19 protein-coding genes and 1 pseudogene are annotated in these 18,050 nt (G+C 73.0%); 9 read left to right on the top strand and 11 right to left on the bottom strand.

Translation table 11 applies throughout. The features are described 5' to 3' along the window. Nucleotides 1–556: pseudogene (locus ABD317_RS02200) on the bottom strand (hypothetical protein); the annotation flags it as partial. 83 nt (nt 557–639) lie between these two features. Continuing rightward, nucleotides 640–2,730 carry an acetoacetate--CoA ligase gene (locus ABD317_RS02195; protein WP_344287238.1) on the bottom strand — a complete coding sequence of 697 codons (2,091 nt, stop codon included), beginning with the start codon at nt 2,728–2,730 and terminating at the stop codon, nt 640–642. Between the two features lie 256 nt (nt 2,731–2,986). On the opposite strand from ABD317_RS02195, the gene ABD317_RS02190 reads away from it, so the two are divergent. The 8 genes from ABD317_RS02190 (at nt 2,987) to ABD317_RS02155 (ending at nt 9,469) form a co-directional block, all read left to right on the top strand. Next, a complete protein-coding gene (locus ABD317_RS02190; RefSeq protein WP_344287236.1) occupies nt 2,987–5,332 on the top strand; it encodes a TIM-barrel domain-containing protein in 2,346 nt (781 codons plus the stop codon). An 89-nt stretch (nt 5,333–5,421) separates the two neighbouring features. Further along, nucleotides 5,422–6,168 (top strand): M15 family metallopeptidase, encoded by a 747-nt coding sequence (locus ABD317_RS02185; RefSeq protein WP_344287234.1) that lies wholly within the window; start codon nt 5,422–5,424, stop codon nt 6,166–6,168. Continuing rightward, nucleotides 6,092–6,838 carry a hypothetical protein gene (locus ABD317_RS02180; protein ID WP_344287242.1) on the top strand — a complete coding sequence of 249 codons (747 nt, stop codon included), beginning with the start codon at nt 6,092–6,094 and terminating at the stop codon, nt 6,836–6,838. The genes ABD317_RS02185 and ABD317_RS02180 overlap by 77 nt, the downstream gene beginning before the upstream one ends. Continuing rightward, nucleotides 6,835–7,014, top strand: coding sequence for a hypothetical protein (locus ABD317_RS02175; RefSeq protein WP_344287232.1), 180 nt, complete (start codon nt 6,835–6,837; stop codon nt 7,012–7,014). The genes ABD317_RS02180 and ABD317_RS02175 overlap by 4 nt, the downstream gene beginning before the upstream one ends. After that, on the top strand, nt 7,011–7,253 hold the full coding sequence (locus tag ABD317_RS02170) for a hypothetical protein (protein ID WP_344287230.1): 243 nt from the start codon (nt 7,011–7,013) through the stop codon (nt 7,251–7,253). The genes ABD317_RS02175 and ABD317_RS02170 overlap by 4 nt, the downstream gene beginning before the upstream one ends. A gap of 129 nt (nt 7,254–7,382) precedes the next feature. Continuing rightward, the gene (locus ABD317_RS02165) at nt 7,383–7,556 is read left to right on the top strand and encodes a hypothetical protein (RefSeq protein WP_344287228.1); all 174 of its coding nucleotides are present in this window, start codon (nt 7,383–7,385) and stop codon (nt 7,554–7,556) included. 38 nt (nt 7,557–7,594) lie between these two features. Next, nucleotides 7,595–9,043, top strand: a complete 1,449-nt coding sequence (locus ABD317_RS02160; RefSeq protein WP_344287240.1) for a glycosyltransferase family 2 protein — start codon at nt 7,595–7,597, stop codon at nt 9,041–9,043. Between the two features lie 192 nt (nt 9,044–9,235). Beyond that, nucleotides 9,236–9,469: a helix-turn-helix domain-containing protein gene (locus tag ABD317_RS02155; protein WP_344287226.1), complete on the top strand. Its 234-nt coding sequence runs from the start codon at nt 9,236–9,238 to the stop codon at nt 9,467–9,469. A gap of 370 nt (nt 9,470–9,839) precedes the next feature. On the opposite strand, the gene ABD317_RS02150 is transcribed toward ABD317_RS02155, so the two are convergent. From ABD317_RS02150 to ABD317_RS02135, 4 genes are all read right to left on the bottom strand, one after another. Next, entirely contained in the window at nt 9,840–10,028 is a 189-nt protein-coding gene (locus tag ABD317_RS02150; protein ID WP_344287224.1) for a hypothetical protein, read from the bottom strand. Further along, nucleotides 10,025–10,237 (bottom strand): hypothetical protein, encoded by a 213-nt coding sequence (locus ABD317_RS02145; RefSeq protein ID WP_344287222.1) that lies wholly within the window; start codon nt 10,235–10,237, stop codon nt 10,025–10,027. The genes ABD317_RS02150 and ABD317_RS02145 overlap by 4 nt, the downstream gene beginning before the upstream one ends. Before the next feature lies 1 nt (nt 10,238). Further along, the gene (locus ABD317_RS02140; RefSeq protein ID WP_344287220.1) at nt 10,239–10,415 is read right to left on the bottom strand and encodes a hypothetical protein; all 177 of its coding nucleotides are present in this window, start codon (nt 10,413–10,415) and stop codon (nt 10,239–10,241) included. A 250-nt stretch (nt 10,416–10,665) separates the two neighbouring features. After that, nucleotides 10,666–11,919, bottom strand: a complete 1,254-nt coding sequence (locus ABD317_RS02135) for a helix-turn-helix domain-containing protein (RefSeq protein WP_344287218.1) — start codon at nt 11,917–11,919, stop codon at nt 10,666–10,668. Nucleotides 11,920–12,025: 106 nt separating this feature from the next. Between ABD317_RS02135 and ABD317_RS02130 the strand changes: the two genes are divergently transcribed. Further along, nucleotides 12,026–12,457, top strand: coding sequence for a hypothetical protein (locus ABD317_RS02130; protein WP_344287216.1), 432 nt, complete (start codon nt 12,026–12,028; stop codon nt 12,455–12,457). Between the two features lie 385 nt (nt 12,458–12,842). Here the strand turns inward: ABD317_RS02130 and ABD317_RS02125 are convergent, their stop codons facing one another. The 5 genes from ABD317_RS02125 to ABD317_RS02105 all read right to left on the bottom strand — a co-directional run bounded on the left by ABD317_RS02125 (nt 12,843) and on the right by ABD317_RS02105 (nt 17,721). Then, nucleotides 12,843–13,442 carry a hypothetical protein gene (locus ABD317_RS02125; protein WP_344287214.1) on the bottom strand — a complete coding sequence of 200 codons (600 nt, stop codon included), beginning with the start codon at nt 13,440–13,442 and terminating at the stop codon, nt 12,843–12,845. A 144-nt stretch (nt 13,443–13,586) separates the two neighbouring features. Then, a complete protein-coding gene (locus ABD317_RS02120; protein WP_344287212.1) occupies nt 13,587–14,249 on the bottom strand; it encodes an HNH endonuclease family protein in 663 nt (220 codons plus the stop codon). A 200-nt stretch (nt 14,250–14,449) separates the two neighbouring features. Continuing rightward, the gene (locus ABD317_RS02115) at nt 14,450–14,830 is read right to left on the bottom strand and encodes a hypothetical protein (protein ID WP_344287210.1); all 381 of its coding nucleotides are present in this window, start codon (nt 14,828–14,830) and stop codon (nt 14,450–14,452) included. 237 nt (nt 14,831–15,067) lie between these two features. Further along, nucleotides 15,068–15,889, bottom strand: a complete 822-nt coding sequence (locus ABD317_RS02110) for a phage antirepressor KilAC domain-containing protein (RefSeq protein ID WP_344287208.1) — start codon at nt 15,887–15,889, stop codon at nt 15,068–15,070. Nucleotides 15,890–16,110: 221 nt separating this feature from the next. Further along, nucleotides 16,111–17,721, bottom strand: a complete 1,611-nt coding sequence (locus ABD317_RS02105; protein ID WP_344287206.1) for a TROVE domain-containing protein — start codon at nt 17,719–17,721, stop codon at nt 16,111–16,113. Between the last annotated feature and the right edge of the window lie 329 nt (nt 17,722–18,050).

Raw genomic sequence — 18,050 nt, 5'->3', positions numbered from 1 at the left:
CCCACCGGGCGGCACCCCTTCTCGCACGCGCCCCCCTCCTTTCACACCCCGCCCCCAGGGCCGCCGCCAGCCCGTCCACCGCCGCGCCCGCGCGGGCCAGCGCCGCTTCGGCCCGGTGCTCGCCGCAGTCCTCGCAGCGGCCCGGCGCCGCCAGCAGCGCCGCCGCCAGCTCGCGGGAGCGGCTGCGGGCCGCCTTGTCGAGCAGCTGCGGCACCAGCCGGTCCATCGGCTGGCCTCCGTAGGGCACGGCGGGGCCGCGGGCGGCGGCCTCCGCCACGTACCGGCAGCGGCTCGCCGGCGTGTCCGCCTCCAGCCCGCGCTCCGCGCAGAAGCGCGCGAAGCCCGGCGGATCGAAGAGCGCCACCGCCGTGTACGCCCCCTGCGCGGCCCGGGCCCGCAGCACTCCCTCCACCTGCCGCAGATACGCGGCGTGGTCGTCGAAGAGAAAGCTCGGATACCGCCGCATCGCCGCGAAGTCCGCGGCATCCGCCAGCAGCCCCACCGTGCCCGGCATCTCCCGGCGCAGCAGCCGGGCATCCGTCCTCGTACGCGACATGACTCCCCCTCCACGGAGCGCAACCGATCACTACGCACCGTAGTCGGGGGGTCTGACAATCCGGCCGGCGGCCCGCCCGGGCGTCAGCCGCGGTCGCGCGCCAGCCGCTCGTAGAACCGCAGCAGCTCCACCCGGTCCACCGACCCCGGGTTGACCGCCTTCTCCAGCGGCGTGCCCTGCAGCACCCGCTTGACCGGCACCTCCAGCCGCTTGCCGGTCAGCGTGTGCGGCACGCCCTCGACCTCGATCACCTCGTCCGGCACGTGCCGCGGCGACAGCTGCTCGCGGAGCGCGTCGCGGATGCGGGCCCGCAGCGCGTCGTCCAGCCGCGCGCCGGGCGCCAGCTGGACGAAGAGCGGCATCCAGTACCCGCCGTCCGGCTCCTCCACGCCGATCACCAGCGACTCCCGCACCTCCGGCAGCCGCTCGACCACCTCGTAGATGTCCGCGGACCCCATCCGCACGCCCTGCCGGTTCAGTGTCGAGTCGGAGCGGCCGTGGATGACGACCGAGCCGCGGGAGGTGAGCGTGATCCAGTCGCCGTGGCGCCAGACGCCGGGGTACGTCGAGAAGTAGCTGTCCCGGTACCGTGCGCCGTCCGGGTCGTTCCAGAACCGCACGGGCATTGACGGCATCGGCTGCGTCACCACCAGCTCGCCCACCTCGTCCGTCACCGGCTCGCCCGCCGGGTCCCAGGCCTGCAGGTCGGTGGCCAGGCCGGCCGCCTGCAGTTCGCCGACGTGCACCGGCAGCGTCGGCACCGCGCCGGCGAAGCAGCTGCACACGTCCGTGCCGCCGCTGACCGACGCGATCCACATGTCCGACGCGCCCGGCGCCTCCCCCGGCCCCTCCCGGTGGAACTCGTCGTGGATCCACCGGAAGCCGTCCGGCGGCAGCGGCGAGCCCGTCGTGGCCACGCAGCGCACCCGCGCCAGGTCGAGGTCGCGGCCCGGGTGCACGTCCGCCTTGCGGCAGGCCATGACGTACGCCGCGGAGGTGCCGAAGAACGTCGCCCCCGTGCGCTCCGCGACCCGCCACTGCCCCGCCACGTCCGGGTGGCCCGGGCTGCCGCCGTAGGTGATCACGGTCGCGCCCACCAGCAGGCCGGAGACGAGGAAGTTCCACATCATCCAGCCGGTGGACGTGTACCAGAAGAAGCGGTCGTCCGGGCCGAGGTCGCAGTGCAGGGCGAGCTGCTTGAGGTGCTCCAGCAGGATGCCGCCCTGGGACTGCACGAGCGCCTTGGGCAGGCCGGTGGTGCCGGAGGAGTACAGCACCCACAGCGGGTGGTCGAACGGCACCTGCTCGAAGACCGGTTCTGCGCCGGTCGCCACCAGCGCGTCCCACTCCAGCGCGCCGTCGGGCGGCGCGGTGCCCAGCAGCGGGACGTGCACGACGGCGCGCAGGCTGGGCAGTTCGCGGCGCAGTTCGGCGACGGTCTCGCGGCGGTCGTGCTCCTTGCCGCCGTAGCGGTAGCCGTCGACGGTGACGAGCACCACCGGCTCCACCTGGCGGAAGCGGTCGAGGACGCTGCGGGCGCCGAAGTCCGGGGAGCAGGAGGTCCACACGGCACCCACGGCGGCGGTGGCCAGCAGCGCGACGACGGCCTGCGGAATGTTCGGCAGGTACGCGCCCACCCGGTCCCCGGGCCGTACCCCGAGCCGGCGCAGCTCCGCCGCCAGCGAGCCGACCTGCGCCCGCAGCTCCGCCCGGCCGACGGGCAGCGGCTCGGCGCCCTCGGCGACGTGCAGCAGCGCCGGGCCGCCGGCACCTTCCCCGTCGCCGGCACCTTCCCCGTCGCCGACGTCGTGGCGCAGCGCGTGCTCGGCGTAGTTGAGCCGCGCCCCGGGGAACCAGCGGGCGCCCGGCATCGCGGCGTCCGCGAGGACCGTCTCGTACGGGCTGGAGAACCGGACGCCGAACCACTCCGCCGCGGCCTGCCAGAACCGTGCCAGGCCGCCGTCCGGCGCCACCGACCAGCGGTGCAGCGCCGCGTAGCCCGCCTCCGGGTCGCCGGGCACGGGGACCGGCGCGCCGTGGTGCTCGGCGGCCCAGCGGTGGAAGCGGGTCAGCTGCGCCTGCTCGACGCGCTCCGGCCCGGGCCGCCACAGCGCGGGGGGCGGCTGCGGCGGCGCGGACGGCGCGGTCGGTTCTGTGGGCGACTGGCTCGGCATGGCGTGACTCCCGGGGTACGGCATCCGCATGAGGTGCGCGCCGCCGCCGGCCCGGTCGGGCGGCCGCGGCGCTCGGGGAGCGCCCGGCGAGGGGTGGCCGGTGCCCCGGGGAGACGATGCCACGTGATCGAATGCGGCACCAGTACGGCCCGCCCGCACCCCCGTACGGCGGGCCAGGGGGCGCGCGGCCGCACTCCCGGTGAACAGCGGTTGAACTCTCTCGCTGACCGAGATGGGCGGTGGCAGGCTGATCAGCATGGATCCCTCCGCCCTCCCCCGGCCTGCCCGCCCGGTGCGCGCCGCCGTCCGGAACCGGCGGGCCGACGCCGCCGCGCTCCCCCGCCGCCGCGTGGAGCGGGCCCGGGTGCCGGGGCCCGCGGTCGCGGCCGAACCGGCGCCCGGCGGGGGCCTGGTCCGCTTCGCCCGCTCCACGCTGCAGCTGCGCGTGACGACGGCGGGCGCGGTGTTCTGCGGCTGGGACGGCGCGGAGCCGGAGCCGTCGTACGCGCTCGCCGGCGGGCCGGAGACCGACGCGCGGGTGGAGCTGGAGCCGGACGCCGCGGGCGGCGGCTGGCGGGTGGTGTCGGAGCGGGTCACGATCGCGGTGTCGCGGCGCGGGGCGGTGGAGGTGCGTACGCCCGCCGGCGTGGTGCTGCGCCGGGAGCAGCCGCCGCGCTGGTGGGAGACCCCGGACGGCGCGGACGCCCCCGAGAGCGCGGGCGACGGTGTACGGCGCTGGGTGCAGCGCGCGCACGTCGCCCCGGACGCCCGGTTCTTCGGCCTCGGCGCCCGCTCGGCGGGCCCCTCCCTGCCCGACGGCAGCTACCGCCTGTGGAACAGCGCGCCCGGTGGCGCGTCCGCCCCCGGTGACGAACCGCTGTCGCTGACCATGCCGCTGCAGTTCGTCGTCGCCGACGCCGGCTGCCATCTGCTCTTCCACGACAACTCCTGGGACGGCAGCGTCGAGCTGTGCCGCGGCGCGGAGGGCGCCGGCTCCGGCCACGACCGCACCGGGCGCGTCGAGGTGCGCATGGACGGCGGCCCCCTGCGCTACTGGGTGATGGCCGGCACCCCGGCCCGCGTCCTGCAGAGCTGGGCGGCGCTCACCGGCTCCCCCGCCGTCCCGCCGGGCTGGGCGCTGGGCCACCAGCACGCCGGCCGGGACCTCGGCGGCGCCGAGGGCGTACGCCGGATGGTGCGCGGCTACCGCGAGCGCGGCCTGCCGCTGGCCGCGGTGCACCTCGGCGCCGACCACCTCGACGGCCACCGCGTCTTTACCGCCGACGCGCAGCGTTACCCCGGCCTGCCCCGGCTGGCCCGCGAGCTGGCCGCCGACGGCGTGCGCATGGTCTCGGTCGTCGACCCGGGCGTGCGGGCCGAGCCGGGCTACCCGGTGTACGACGCCGGCGTGGCCGCCGACGCGTTCGTCCGGGACGCGCGCGGCCGCCCCGTCCACGGCGTGGCGCGGCCGGGCACCGCGCTCTTCCCCGACTTCACCGACCCGCGGGCGCGCAAGTGGTGGGGCGGGCTCTACGCGGAGCGGCTGCAGCAGGGCTTCACCGGCTTCTGGCACGACATGAACGAGCCGGCTTCCTTCGCTCCCTTCGCCGCCTTCGGCGACACGGCCCTGCCGCGCTCCGCCCGGCACGCCCTGGAGGGCCGCGGCGGCGACCACCGCGAGGCGCACAACGTCTACGCCCTGCTCATGGCCCGCGCCGCGTACGGGGCGCTGGCCAGCCTGCAGCCCGACCGCCGCCCGTTCCTGTGCTCCCGCTCCGGCTGGGCGGGCCTGCAGCGCTACGGCGGCACCTGGTCCGGCGACGCGGCCGCCGGCTGGCCCGGGCTGTCCGCGTCGCTGGCGCTCGTCCTCGGCCTCGGGCTCTGCGGGGTGCCGTACGCGGGCCCGGACGCCGGCGGGTCCGGCGGCCGGCCGGAGCCGGAGCTGTATCTGCGCCGGCTGCAGCTCGGCGCGTACCTGCCGCTGTTCCGTACGCACGGCGCGTTCGACGCGGGGCGGCGCGAGCCGTGGGAGTCCCGGCCCGAGGTGCTGGAGCACGCGGGTGCGGCGCTGCGCGAGCGGGAGCGGCTGCGGCCCTACCTGGCGACGCTGGCCCGGCTCGCGGAGCGCACCGGCGCGCCGTACGTGCGCCCGGTGTGGTGGTACGACCCGGCGGACCGGGCACTGCGCGAGACCGCGGACGCCTTTCTGCTCGGTGACGCGCTGCTGGTGGCGCCGGTACTGGCCGCGGGGGTGCGGCGGCGGGCGGTGCGGCTGCCGGCGGGCCGCTGGTACGACACGGCGACAGGCCGCGACCTCAGGGGCCCCGGCACGGTGGAGCTGGACGCGCCGCTGGCCCGGGTGCCGGTGCTGGCCCGGGCGGGCGCGGTGCTGCCGGTGGCGGGCCCGGACGGCGGCACGGAGCTGGAGGTCTGGGCCCCGGCGCCCGGCGTCACGGGCGGCGGCGTGGTCGTACGGGACGACGGCGACGGCTGGACGGCGCCCCGGCTGGAGCGGTACGTCACGCGCTGGTCGGGCGGAACGTCGGTGCGGCGCGAGGACGGCTCGGAGCCGGACCTGCCGGTGCGGGTGCGGGGGAGGTAGGCCACCGGGCGGGAGCTGCGGCTCCGTCCGGCCGAGCGGCCCTCGTCGTCCCCTTGCCACCCGCCCGCGAGCGCGATAGTGAAAGGCCCATGCCAAAGAACGCCGCCCTTGCGCGCCTCCTGACCCGGCTCGCCGTGCCGGCCGCCGCCGCGGCCCTCGCCGTCACGGCCACCGCCGCTCCCCCGGCCACCGCGAAGCCGGAGCCGAAGGCCCCGGAGGAGTTCGTCGCGCTCTCGGACGTGGACCGTACGATCCTGCACGACATCCGCTACGTCACCCCGCACAACTTCACCGGCGAGCGCATCGACGGCTACCGCAAGCCGTTGTGCATCCTCACCGAGGACGCCGCCCGGGCGCTGAAGAAGGCGCAGCGGGCCTTCCTGCGGGACGGCTACTCGCTGAAGGTCTACGACTGCTACCGGCCCCAGCGCGCCGTGGACCACTTCGTGGAGTGGGCCGGGGACCTGGACGACCAGCGGATGAAGGACGAGTTCTACCCGCGCGTCGACAAGTCCCGGCTGTTCGAGGACGGCTACATCGCCGAACGCTCCGGGCACAGCCGCGGCAGCGTCGTGGACCTCACGCTGGTGAAGCTGCCGGCCGTGCCCACCCGGCCGTACGTCCCGGGCGAACCGCTCGTCGACTGCGCCGCCCCGCCGCAGGAGCGCTTCCCCGACAACTCGATCGACATGGCAACGGGCTACGACTGCTTCGACCCCAGGATTGCACCGACACTACATCGTGTGATCGGAGCAGTTCATGATCCGTCCGGCCCGCGCCTTACTCACCACACTGACCCTGGCCGTTCTGCCGCTGGCGGGCTGCTCCGCGGCTGACGGCAGCGGCGGCACCCAGTCGACGACCACGTGCAAGGAGACGATGCGCGACCTGGTCGACGAGGCCGCCGCGAACCCCGACGCCCCCACCGTCACCACCACCCCCGCCGCGTGCGAGGGGTTCACCGACGCCGAGCTGGAGGACATGGCCGGCGATGTCGTCGCCGAGCAGCTCGGCGACGCCTTCGACGACGCGCTGGAGACCACGGACGTCGACGGCGAGACCGCCGGCACGGACACCAGCTCCGGCCTGAAGGTCGGCGAATCCTACGCCTACGACGACGGGTTCACCGTCACCGTCGACTCGATCAGCGAGATCACCGAGTTCGGCGAGTGGGACGAGCGGCCCGAGCCGGGCCAGACCGCATTCCGCGTCACCGTCACCTTCGACAACGGTACCGCCGCGCCCGTCGACCTGGACGACGTCTTCCTCGAAGCCGAGGGCGCCACCAACGGCGGCGCGGTCGAGTACTTCTACGTGGAGGCCGGGTCGAAGGAGATCGCCGGCCGCATCGACGCCGGCGTGACGACCACGAAGACGAGCGATTTCGTCATCGACGACGCCTACGGCAGCAAGATCCTCATCACCGTCTCCCGGCTCGGCGAGGACACCGACTGGACCGTCGCCGACCCCGAGTGGACCGGGACCATCACGAAGGCGGGGCAGTGACGATGATCATCGCCTACGGAATCGCCGCCATCGCGGCTGCCGGCGTCGCCGCCGCCGCGACCGTCCTGGCCGGCGCCCCGGCCGGCCTCGTCCTCGCAGCCGTGTGGGCGGCCGCCTTCGCCGCGGTGATGCTCACCGCGGGCGTCGCCGGCATGAACCGGCCGGCCGGCCAGTGACCCCGGCGGACCGCGAGCTGCTCGTCCAGGCCGTGCTCGGGCTCCTCGGTGAGGCTCAGGACATCATCTTCCACGAGTCCGCGGAGCCCGGGGACTGGGCGTACACCGACACCCGGGACGACGAGCTGCTCACCGCGGCCGGCGCCGTCGCCGACCGCCTCGGCTCCAGGGTCGACGCCGTCCGCGACGAGATCCGCCGCGCCCGCCGCCTCACGAACCTGCGCCGCACGCGGCGCTGACCCTCCCCCGGGCGCCCGCCCGGGCCCACTGCGCCACCGCCCCACCGGACGCGCCGACTTCCCCCACACCCTCGCAGCGGGACACGCCCGTCCCGTGACCACGCACGACCTGATTCCCGGAAGGAAGCCATGTCCGACAACGCTCAGCTCGCCCGAACCGGCGGTGCCCTCGCCGTGACCATCGGTGGCGTCGGGACCGTCACCGGCTGGTGGCTGCTCCTCGTCCCCGCCGCCGTCGTGGCGGCCGGCGCCCTGCTCATCCGCGCGCGGTTCCGCCGCGGCCGTACCGCCGGCGAGCGGTGAGCGGCCGGCACCGAGGGGCCCAGGAGCACGCCGCCGTGATGCACCGCGGCGGCGTGCTCCTGGCCGCGGCCTTCACCCTCGCCGCCCTCACGGGCTGGGCCGCACACCACGCCGTCACCGCCGCCTCGTGGGCCGACGGCGAACCCGTACGGCTTGCCGCCGTCTGGTCGTGCACGTTCGGCCTCCTCGCCATGCAGACGCTGCTTTACCACTTCGAGCGGCCCCGCCGGCTCACCGACCGTACGCGCCGGCAGCTCGACGCCCTCCATGTCGCGGTGATCATCCCCGCGTACAACGAGGACGACGGGTACCTGCGCCTCGGGCTGGAGAGCCTGCTGCGGCAGACCCGGCTGCCGGACAGCGTGCACCTGGTCGACGACGGCAGCACCACCGGCGACTACGCCGCGGTGCGCGCCTGGTGGGAGCCCGCGGCGAGAGCCGCGGGGATCGCGACGACGTGGCAGCGCACCCCCAACGGGGGGAAGCGGCACGCGCAGGCCACCGCCGTCCGCGCCGCGGACCGCGCGGACGTGTTCGTCACGGTCGACTCCGACTCGTGCCTCGCGCCGGACGCGATCGAGCAGCTGCTCGCCCCGATGGCTCGGCCGGACGTGCAGAGCGTCGCCGGCGTCGTCATCGCCACCAACGTCAACGCCAACCTGCTCACGCGGATCACCGACCTGTGGTTCGTCACCTCCCAGCTCACCGACCGCAGCGCGCAGTCCGCGCTCGGCGCCGTCCTCGTCAACTCGGGCCCGCTGGCCGCGTACCGGGCGGCCGTCGTCCGCGACAACCTCGACAGCTACCTGAACGAGCAGTTCATGGGCCGGCACGTGATGTTCTCCGACGACAGTCTCCTGACGCTCTACGCGCAGCTGCGCGGCAAGACGGTGCAGCAGCCGTCCGCGATCGTGTTCTCGGCGATGCCGGAGCGGTTCGGGCACCTGACCCGCATGTACCTGCGGTGGATGCGCGGCTCCACGATCCGCGCCGTGTGGCGCTTCCGCTACCTGCACCTCACCCGGGTGGCGTTCTGGGCGCACCTGCTGCGCTGGATGCAGCTCGCCCTGGCGAGCACCGTCATCGGCTGGCTGCTGATCGCCGACCCGCTGATGAACGGCCGTACGCCGCCAGCGGCGATGCTCGCGGTGCCCGTGCTCATCGCCTGGACGCAGGGCCTGAGGTACCTGGCGCTCGTGCGCAGCGACGTGTCCGCGATATCCCGCACAGCGACGTGGCTGCTGATGCCGCTCGCGGCCGGCCTCGCGTGGATCGTGCTGCGGCCCCTGCGCTGGTACGGGATGGCGACGTGCGCCCGTACGGGCTGGGGCACGAGGCAGGGCGGCGCGGAGGTGTCCCTCGACGGCGGCAGCCCGCCGGACACTCAGGTCCTGCCGGCGCGGGCCCCGGACGACACCGTGCCGCTGGTGAAGCTGCGCGACCCGGACACGGAGACGACGCTGCAGGTCGCACTCCCCGTCCGCTGAGGCCCGCGCCCGCTGGCATTGGCGCCGGCGGGCGCGGTGGTCTGCCCCGTGCCCGGGCGGGGTCCGCCGCCGAGCTTCCCCCGGCCCGGGCACGGGTGCCCTCGTACGGCCGCGGCGCCGTACAGACCCATGGTTCTGAAATTTACCTGGTCAGGTAAAGACAATCGCTCATGATCGTCGGACTGTGGCCCGGTGCCCGCCCCGCCCGACGACGACACCCTCGCCTACCGCCAGGCCGTCGGGGCACGCATCCGCGAGCTGCGGATACACGCCAAGCTGACGCAGTGGACGCTCGGCGACCTCGCCGGCGCCGACCACAAGACCATCCACCGGATCGAGTACGGCGTGACCGACCCGCCGTTCAGCCTGTTGATCCGCATCGCCTGGGCGCTCGACGTCGACCTGGCCGACCTGCTCCGGACGTGAACCCGTGCCCGGCCGCGCGATGGGAACGCGGCCGGGGCCGTACCCGGCCTCATTTTTGATTACATTCATCCCCTTTGCAGTGGTACCCGAGGAAACACGAACTGCATGCACATCCGCATTTGGGCTCCCAATGCATCTCCTGGGAGCAATGCATCTCCTGGGAGGCATAGACGATGTCGTCGGAGGTGAGCACCTCTGATCTCCTTCCGTGATGGGTGATCGGCTGACCCGCCGCGCGTACCAGCGGGGTGCCCCGCCCGCCGGTGCAGCGCGGCGGACGGGGCCTCCCCCAGCCGGCCCGATACGGTCGACCGGCCGGGGGCCCGCCCCCTGGCCGGATGATTCGGCACGGCCACCAGAGGGCGGGAGATCAGGGGGTCGGGCGTGCCCGTTCGAGGACTTCCACCTGCTCGGGATCGGCGTCCCAGGGGGGCCCGCTGCCCATCGTGGGGCGCAGGTGGGGGATGCCTCGCCTGATGTCGGTGACGACGGCGCGGCGGCCAGTGCCGTGGTCTCTCACGGTGTCGCCGATCTCGGGTGGGCGGTCGCTGCCGGTCATGAGCGCCGCCCCCCGCCCGTGGTGCACGGCTTCGCGCACACCCAGTACGCGCGGCCGGCGGGCGGGATGGTGGCGACGAACCGCTGCACGCGCAGAGTCGTGGGGTCGCCGGGCGCCTTGCAGTTGATGCACATGGGGGCGACCAAGTCCATGTCGGTGACGGTGACGGTGACGGCCGTGCCGCTCCGGTCGAGTACTCGTGGGCTCACGTCATCCCCGCTTCCGGGCGCAGGAGCCGCAGATCATGCCGTAGCGGCCGTGCGGCCGGAGGTTCGTGGTCGCCCCGCAGGCGCACCGGGTCCCGCGGCGGCGCCGCTGAGGCAGCGGCTCGGGCAGCCGGTCGCTGTCGGGCACGGCCGCCGCGGAGCCCTCGGCGCCCGCGGTCACGACTTCCCTCCTCGGCAGCGCGGGCACCGGCACGGCGGCCAGCTGAGGGTGTCGAGCGGTTCGCAGTCGCGGGCGTAGAAGCGTTTCGGGCGCCCCCATCTGCGTCCGCTGTCGCGGGACACGCGGAGGGTCAGCAGGGGCTCGTCAGGCGCCGTCGACGCCTCTGTGTGGGCGGCCATGCTCGGACGGTAGGCGCGCCTGAAGGTGGGAAGGGGCAGAGATTCTGCCCCTCGCGCAGACGTTCGGAGGGTTACGCGGCGAGCAGGCCGATCTCGTCGGCCAAGCGGGCGGCACGCTGCCGTCGGTCGGGGCTCTTGGCCTCGGTCTCCTCAAGGATGATGCGCCGGGCGTAGCCGTTGTACCGGATCGTCTCGGGGGCCGCCTTGTGGGCCTTCTCCAGCGTCGCCATGGCCGTCTCGACCTGGCCGGCGAGCTGGTAGCCGCGGGCTTCCTCGATACGGTGCCGGGCCCGCCGCGGCCGGGACGGGATGGTGACCGCGTCCGACTTCGCGGCCTGCCGCACAGACTCGCCGCCGGCGTGCAGCTCCACAGCGACCGTCACGGCGTGGGCGCCCATGATGGCCTGCCCGAACGAGGTGATGGGGTGGTAGAAGTCGGCGGGCAGCCGGCGCGCCTTGCGGCGGGCCTCGTCCCAGTGCCCCCACGCTTCGCCGTCTGCGCCGCGGCGGGCGGCGGTGTACCCCAGTTCGAAGTCCAGCGCGCCAGCGATGGCCAGCGTCCGGTCATCGGCGTCCGGCAGCAGCGGCCGAAGGTAGTCGACGGCCGCGCGGTTCACCTCATCCGCGGCGTCGAAGTTCCGCGGCCCGGCGTCCCGGTGTGCCTGTGCGAGGAGCCATGCGGCGGCGCCGATGGCGTGGGGGTCCTCCGACTCCTGCGCGGCGACCATGCCGCGCTCGGCGACGCGCCAGAGCAGCGAGCTGTCAGGCTGGTAGGCGAGGAAGAACTGTGACAGCGAGTACGCCTCGGCGAGGAGTGACTGCACAGCGCGGCGTTCAGCGGCGGTGTCCGCCTGCCGGGCGGCGAGTTGCGCGTCGATGAGGAGTCCGGGCAGCAGCCCGCCGACGACGTCGCGGTGGTTGGGGGCGGAGTGCCGGGCGGACCAGGCACGGTCCAGCCGGGCCCGCAGGTGCGCGAGCGTCGGTGCTTCGCGGTTGCCGGGCAGGGGGAACAGGTTGATGGCGTCGCGGACCGCGGGGAGCTTCGCGTGCCCGGGGCCGATGAACATGTCGACGCTCATGGACTGGTCGCCGGTGAGGTCGGAGAGGTCGCGCACCCGGAGGATTTCGGCGATGCGCAGGATCATCGGCAGCTTGGGCACCTGGAGTTTCCCTGTCTCGACTTGCTTGACCCACGAGGGGGACTTGCCTGCGAGGCCGGCGAGGACAGGGCGGGACATGCCGCGGCGTTCGCGGAGGATCTGCATGCGCTGGCCGAAGGCGAGCGGTTCCGCGAACGGGTCGGGGGTACCATCTGAAGGCGTCACGGCCTTACCTCTTCCTCTGCAGCTCGACACTGCCAGGGTAAGAGGTAGGGCCGGTTCTGTGTGAGGTCGACCACAAACTGGTGGCTGCCGCACTACGCTATGCGCCATGACCGATTTCGCCGACGAGGCCAGGTCTAGGGCGGCCCGCCTGCTCCGCATGGCCAACACGGACGACCCGCGGGAGCGCGAGGCGCTGGTGGCCTACGCTGCCTCGACGCCCGATCCCCCGCTGATGGACGCGGCCGGGCTCGCGACGCGCGGGTGCACGCAATGCCGACGCACCATGTGGCAGCAGCGGGACGTGTGGGTGTGCTCAGGCTGCGGCGGGGTGGAGGACGACATCATGAGGTGTCCCGCCTGCCAGGTACCCATGGCCCCACCGGCGGAAGGCTGGTTCGGCCGCTGGTCGTGCCCGAGCTGCCCCCGCGTGGCGGTCCGCGGCGATTCCGCCACTCAGATCGAATGGCGGGAGCAGGACCGCCTCCACGCGATTGATCTTCTGGACGCAGCCATCGCGAAGCGCCGCGGCGAGAGTTGAGAGGGTGTGCGGTCACTCCACGTGGCCGCACCCGGGGCTGGAGCAGACGTACTGGGACTCGTTGGTGGGGGTGCCGTGCTCGTCGGTTTCGACGGTCTTGTACATGGTGCCGCCGCATTGTGGGCACCCCTTGGTCTCTGTCCACACTCCCATGTGACCTCCTCAGACGACTCCCCCGGAGGTTCCTAGGACGCCCGTCGCACCGCCAGCGTAGCCGCCGCCACCGACAGCGGGCACGCGAAAACCCCGCCAACCGACCGGCTGACGGGGTTCGACTGCGCGCATCTACCAGATCCGCGGCGGCCGACGCTGACCGCACGCAGGACGAAGCCCGCCGCCTGGGAAGGGCCGACGGGGCTTCTGAGATCCCAGGAAGTCCTTCGTACTACGCTCCCGTACCGCCATCCAACACGCCCCTATCGGCCCCGCCCTGGTCCACTGCGGTGATTCGGTCGACCATCGCCGTGAACGCCGCTCGGTGCGCCAGGGTGTGACGGGCGCGGTGCCAGACGTAGCGGAAGTACATCGCCTGCACGGGCGCGGTCAGCTCCGCCAACTGCTCGATCTTGAGGTGGTCGTCGCGATCGGAGAGCCACAGCATCCGCGCGTGCGCGGCGTACGCGGCTGGCACGTCCCGCAGTTGCTCGGTCGGCCAACCGCCCGCGAACCGCTCGACGTTGTCGGCCATCCAGCGGGTGGCGTCGTCGATCTGCTGCATCCACCGCCGGCGCTCCCCGACGAGCCGCTCACGGACTGAAGGCGTGCAGTCCGGATCGTCCGTCGGCGGTAGCTGTAGCCCCCGCAGCCGCGCGCACGCGCAGAGGATGACCATGAGGTTGCGGTTGAACGTGTCCCGGTCAGCGTATGCCTGCTGAATTCGCTGCCGGCGCGCTTCAATCCGCGGGGTGACCGTGAGGCCCGGGGCCACCACCGCTGCTACAGAGGTGATCGCGACTCCGCCGAGGAGCAAGAAGTAATCGAGCATGGGCTGATGCTGCCCTCAGCGACTCGGTTTCGCCGAGTTAGCAGCATTGAGGCATCCACAGCGGCGCCATGAGGTAAAGGGAGACTCCCGAACGCACGTCACCCCTCCCGGAGGAGGGGCGACGGCTTCCAGACGTGTCGGCAGCTACTGCGCGTGCTCATACTCGACGACCAGGCCCGGGCACTCAGCGGCCCGCGCCACGAGTGCGTCCCGTTCGGCCTCATCGACGGCGAGACCCCACCTGCTCTTCGTCGCAACCCAGTCGGACAGGTACTGGCAGGTGGCACTCTCCGCCGGCACCCACCATTCAGAGGGGTCCTGGTCTGCCTTCTGGCGGTTCGAGCGCGCGGTGACCGCGACGAGGCTCCGTTCGCTGCCGAGGTCATTCGCGTACCGCTCGCGCCGCTGGGCATCCCAGCCGGAGGCCCCGCTGTCCCAGGCTTCGGCAAGCGGGACCACGTGGTCGATGTCGAGCCGACGTGCCTCGGTGACCACCTGCTCGTCGTAGTACGACGTCCAGCTGCCTCCAGTGAGCCGGCACCGTGGGCCGACCTCGGGCGCCACGACCGCCTCGGCAATCAGGACCTCGCGTCGCGTATCACAGGAATCGCGGTCCTCGTCGATCCAGTGGTTGAACAAGTCCCGGTCGTATCCCGTCCTGTCTTCGGTCGCCACGGGCAGGGCGGCGATGGCGGCCTGCACGGGCACCGCCTCGGGGGCGGGGGCCTGGGCGGCAGACGCGGGTACGGAGAAGGATACGGCGGTGACGGCGGCGGCGGCGACCAGGCCGCGCAAGATCATTCGCATGACTGGATGCTGCGCCGCCGGAGCGTCCGGGACTCGCCGCCGCGCCGTCCCTCACCCCCATCAGCGATGGCCGGTCAACCCACGCTGACGGAGCCCCGCGCCGGGGCAGCGGGAAGCAGCCCCGCCGCCCGGAGGCGGGGGGTCGGCTGCGTGCGTCAGCTCTCCCAGGGCCACGCCGCCGCCCGCCCGACCTCCAGCAGCTACCCCTCAAGGTCTTCTCGCCGCACCAAGTAGTGCCTCTCGACGCGCCCTATGTTGCTGACGAGGGTGTCCTCGCCGACCTGAACCCAACGCTGCCAGTACGCGGACCCGCCATGGTTCTCGCCCCTGCACGAGCATGTGCAGTCGTCGCCCTCAGCGCGCTGGCAGCGCCGGTCGCAGCGCTCGGTGGTTGAGAACTCCAGGTAGACGTCGACCTCCCCGAACCGGTCAGCCAGCGCTTCAATCAGCGTCCTGAGGTGGGGCTTCGCAATCTCCCACCGCCCGGGCGTCACGTCCTTGTTCCAGTCGGGCCGGATGCGCTGGCTGCCGAGTTCATCAAGGAGCCACGCCCGGTTCGTCGCGCTGTACGGCATCCTCATCCACAGCCGCCGCTGGTCGTACTTCCGGCGTACCCAAGGTCTTTGCACAGGGCGTTCCTCCATGTTCGTCGCGCTTGTGTGACACTCGCACCACGCGGCTGGTTGCACTGGAGCGCAAGGGCTTCCTCGAAGTCCTCTGGTGAGTCGATGGCCCAGCACCGCGACCATCAGAGTCACCCGACGAGGGCACACGAGAACCCCGCCGCCCTGCACGGGCGGCGGGGTTCTCAAGGGGTGTCAGGCCGCCGACTCGCGCTTCTCCCACAGATCGGCGATCAGGTCGAGGCCCTGGGCGGTCACGTAGGCGACCGAGCAGTTCCATCCGTTGTGGGCCTCGGCCTTCACCTCAAAGTGCCCAGAGTTCTGGTACGCCCTACGGGGCAGGTTCCTGCGGCCTCCGGACCGGGAGGTCATCTTGCGGAAGATGCCGATCTCAACGAGCCAGCCGGTGAGCGTCCGCACGTCGACCTTGAACAGGTCTGCGGTGTCCCTCATGCCGATCAGGCCCTCGGCGTCGAGGAATTGTTCCCACTTCCCGGCCTTCGGCTCCAGCTCCTTGTTGACGGCCTCCAGCTCGGCGTTCCGGGCGGCGAGCGCACGCTTCTCCCTGATGAGGCGCACGGCGTGTTCCGCGAGTTCCAGTTCGTCGGGCGGGCTGTCGGGGAGCGCAGTCTCGGCCCGACGGGTCTGGACGGCGAAGTAGGTCTGCGCAGCGGCAACCTCCGCTTTCCGCGGATCGCCGTTCATGGCGACCATGTAGGCCCCGTACCGAGACAGCTTGTAGTTCATCCGCTCACCGGGAGGCGCGTTCCCGCTGGTGGGAACGGGTTCCCGGAGCCGGGAAACGTGCAGCTCGGCCGTCTGTCCGCTGTTGGTGATGGCCACCTTGGCGCGCTCGATGGAGTCGGCGAAGCGCTCCCACTTCAGGTAGCCGAGCAGCGGCATGAGGTCGCGGGCGGACCACCACTCTCCGTCGTCGCCCATTCGCTTGATCCGGTCGAAAGGCGTGCCCCCGCTGTTGCCATTCAATCCGGGCTGGATAGGGTTGTTGTGTGCCATGGAGTCCTTACCTCCTGGTGCCGGCCCCCGGCGGATGTGACCCGCGCGGGGGCTTACATGCGTGTGGGCCCGGGTCGAACTGCGATCCGGTTGACGAAGATGGTAGCGGGCGTTACCGACAGCGCCGCGGTTTCCAGGGCGCATTGGACATTCGCCCGGCGCGCGTACAGAGCACGAGAGCCCCCGCCGCCCTGAGGCGGCAGGGGCTCAGCGGCCTACGGTCAGCTCTTCCAGGGCCACGCAGCGGTGCGCCCGGCCTCCAGCAGCGGCGCCATCCGGAACGCGGCGTCGGTCAGCCCGCCGAAGGTGTGCCGGTTCTGCTGCCCCGACGGCCCGTGCCCGGCACGGTACCCGGCGAGGTTCCACGTGTACACAGGCACGGTGGCCGGGACCTGCTCGGTCGGGTCCCCGTAGTAGCTGTAGTGCGCCTGCTCGTCGGTGACGATGAGCACCCGGTCATGGCCGCGGAAGTGCTGGCGCACCGCGTCCGCGGTGTTCGTCCCGCCCATCTCGCCGAACTTCGCCAGCACGCGGAGCATCGACTCACCGCGGCGAAGCGGCACCGGCCGGCTGCCGGTGCCGAACTCGACCAGGTCGGCCTCCTCGGCGGCGAGCGCGACGGCGGTGCCGAAGATCGCGGCGGAGTCGGCGCGGTTGAGCTGGGTCCGCTCCGAGATGCCGCCGAACATCGACCCGGACCGGTCGACGAGCACCAGGGTCCGGCCCCGCAGGGCAGGCACGTTCACCAGCGAGGATCCGAGCGCCTTCTCCAGCGGGTGACCCCACCGCAGCGACGGGACGTGCTTGTACGCCGCCAGGAACCGGAAGGGGAACTGGCGCGAACGCACCACCTCCTCGGGGTCCGAGAGGCGCGCGGCGACGGCCGCCGCCGTCTCGTCCGAGACTCCGGCCTCGTCGAAGTTCCGCAGATTCCGCAGCAGCGCCATGTAGCCCATCGACGGGATCACGGCCTCCCACGCCGTAGCGTCCATCGGGCCCTGCAGCCACCCGGCCAGCGCCTCCCACGTCATCGCGGCGTCGCGGAGTGCCGACTGCGCGGCCGCCCCGGTCAGCAGCTTGCGCCGCTCGGCGACCGGCATCGCCGCCAGGTGCGCGCGGGCGTGCAGGGTCTGCAGCGACTCCGGGATCGCCGCATCCCGGCCGTGGCGCCGGTCGATGGCGTGCCGGAACAGGTCGCCCTGCCACACCTTGGCCGGCGCGGGGTGCACCAGCTCGACGACGTCGCCGAAGCGGAACCCGTACCCGGCCGTGTCGTACTTCAGCAGCGCCCGCTCGGTGTACAGACGGCCGATCGCGTCCTCGATGCCGCGCTTGACGGGCTTCGGGATCGCCCGGCCGTAGCGGGACGTCCAGTACGCGAGCAGCTCCCCGGGCTCGTCCGCGCGCCGCAGCACGCTGGAGATCACCGTGCGGTTGAAGCCGCCCCCGAGGCGGGACGCGGCCTGGGCGTCCGGCGCCAGGTCGCCGCGCGCGACGGCGGCGAGGCGCGCCTTGACGAACTCCGCAGCGCCGACGAGCGCCGCGGTGCGCAGGTTGCCCTCGGTGCGCAGCCAGCCGAGGAGGCCCGCGGTCCACTGCGGGTCGTCGACGGCGAGCTGCCGCACGAGCTGCTCGTAGCGGTCGTCGCGGTCGCCGGCCTTCTCGTAGAAGGTGTCGGTTCCGACCATGTTCGCCACGGCGAGCAGGAACAGCTCGCTCTTCGCGTCGCGCACGTGGCCGGTGGCGCCCTCGAAGGTGACGGTCCGCTCCCCCGTGGTGGTGACCGGGGAAGTCGCGTTGGGGCGTGCCGTGCGGGTGTTGAAGCGGGACATGAGAAAACCCCCTCTGGGTGGAGGGGGAGGCGTTGCGTTGGGGCGCCCGAGATCGGAGTGCAGGCGGGGTGCCTCCTGCCAGTGAGGCTGCCGGGGCCGCACCAGTGGTGAGTCCCGGCGGGATTCGAACCCGAACTTCGTTGAAGTACCCGTCTGCGTCGCACCGGGCGCCCCGATGCGTAGCCTCCCGAGATCAGTAGCGGCACCGGTTCGTTTCATTGCCAAGAAGTAACCGGGGCCTTCGCACCGGGAGGTGCAGAAGTATGTGGAGTTGTGAGTCCAGAGATCAAGGTCGGTGACGGGCACGTTAGGTGCTCTAGCCGCTGAGC

The sequence above is a fragment of the Streptomyces synnematoformans genome (assembly GCF_039531005.1).
GTDB lineage: Bacteria > Actinomycetota > Actinomycetes > Streptomycetales > Streptomycetaceae > Streptomyces > Streptomyces synnematoformans.
This window is presented reverse-complemented; position numbering and strand designations above follow the sequence as displayed.

Excerpts from the sequence above, each read along its gene's own strand:
- ABD317_RS02115 (WP_344287210.1), bottom strand. The coding sequence starts at position 14,830 with ATGAGGATGCCGTACAGCGCGACGAACCGGGCGTGGCTCCTTGATGAA.
- ABD317_RS02165 (WP_344287228.1), top strand. The coding sequence starts at position 7,383 with ATGTCCGACAACGCTCAGCTCGCCCGAACCGGCGGTGCCCTCGCCGTG.
- ABD317_RS02150 (WP_344287224.1), bottom strand. The coding sequence starts at position 10,028 with ATGACCGGCAGCGACCGCCCACCCGAGATCGGCGACACCGTGAGAGAC.
- ABD317_RS02120 (WP_344287212.1), bottom strand. The coding sequence starts at position 14,249 with ATGCGAATGATCTTGCGCGGCCTGGTCGCCGCCGCCGCCGTCACCGCC.
- ABD317_RS02185 (WP_344287234.1), top strand. The coding sequence starts at position 5,422 with ATGCCAAAGAACGCCGCCCTTGCGCGCCTCCTGACCCGGCTCGCCGTG.
- ABD317_RS02110 (WP_344287208.1), bottom strand. The coding sequence starts at position 15,889 with ATGGCACACAACAACCCTATCCAGCCCGGATTGAATGGCAACAGCGGG.
- ABD317_RS02130 (WP_344287216.1), top strand. The coding sequence starts at position 12,026 with ATGACCGATTTCGCCGACGAGGCCAGGTCTAGGGCGGCCCGCCTGCTC.
- ABD317_RS02180 (WP_344287242.1), top strand. The coding sequence starts at position 6,092 with ATGATCCGTCCGGCCCGCGCCTTACTCACCACACTGACCCTGGCCGTT.
- ABD317_RS02190 (WP_344287236.1), top strand. The coding sequence starts at position 2,987 with ATGGATCCCTCCGCCCTCCCCCGGCCTGCCCGCCCGGTGCGCGCCGCC.
- ABD317_RS02105 (WP_344287206.1), bottom strand. The coding sequence starts at position 17,721 with ATGTCCCGCTTCAACACCCGCACGGCACGCCCCAACGCGACTTCCCCG.
- ABD317_RS02160 (WP_344287240.1), top strand. The coding sequence starts at position 7,595 with ATGCACCGCGGCGGCGTGCTCCTGGCCGCGGCCTTCACCCTCGCCGCC.
- ABD317_RS02125 (WP_344287214.1), bottom strand. The coding sequence starts at position 13,442 with ATGCTCGATTACTTCTTGCTCCTCGGCGGAGTCGCGATCACCTCTGTA.
- ABD317_RS02195 (WP_344287238.1), bottom strand. The coding sequence starts at position 2,730 with ATGCCGAGCCAGTCGCCCACAGAACCGACCGCGCCGTCCGCGCCGCCG.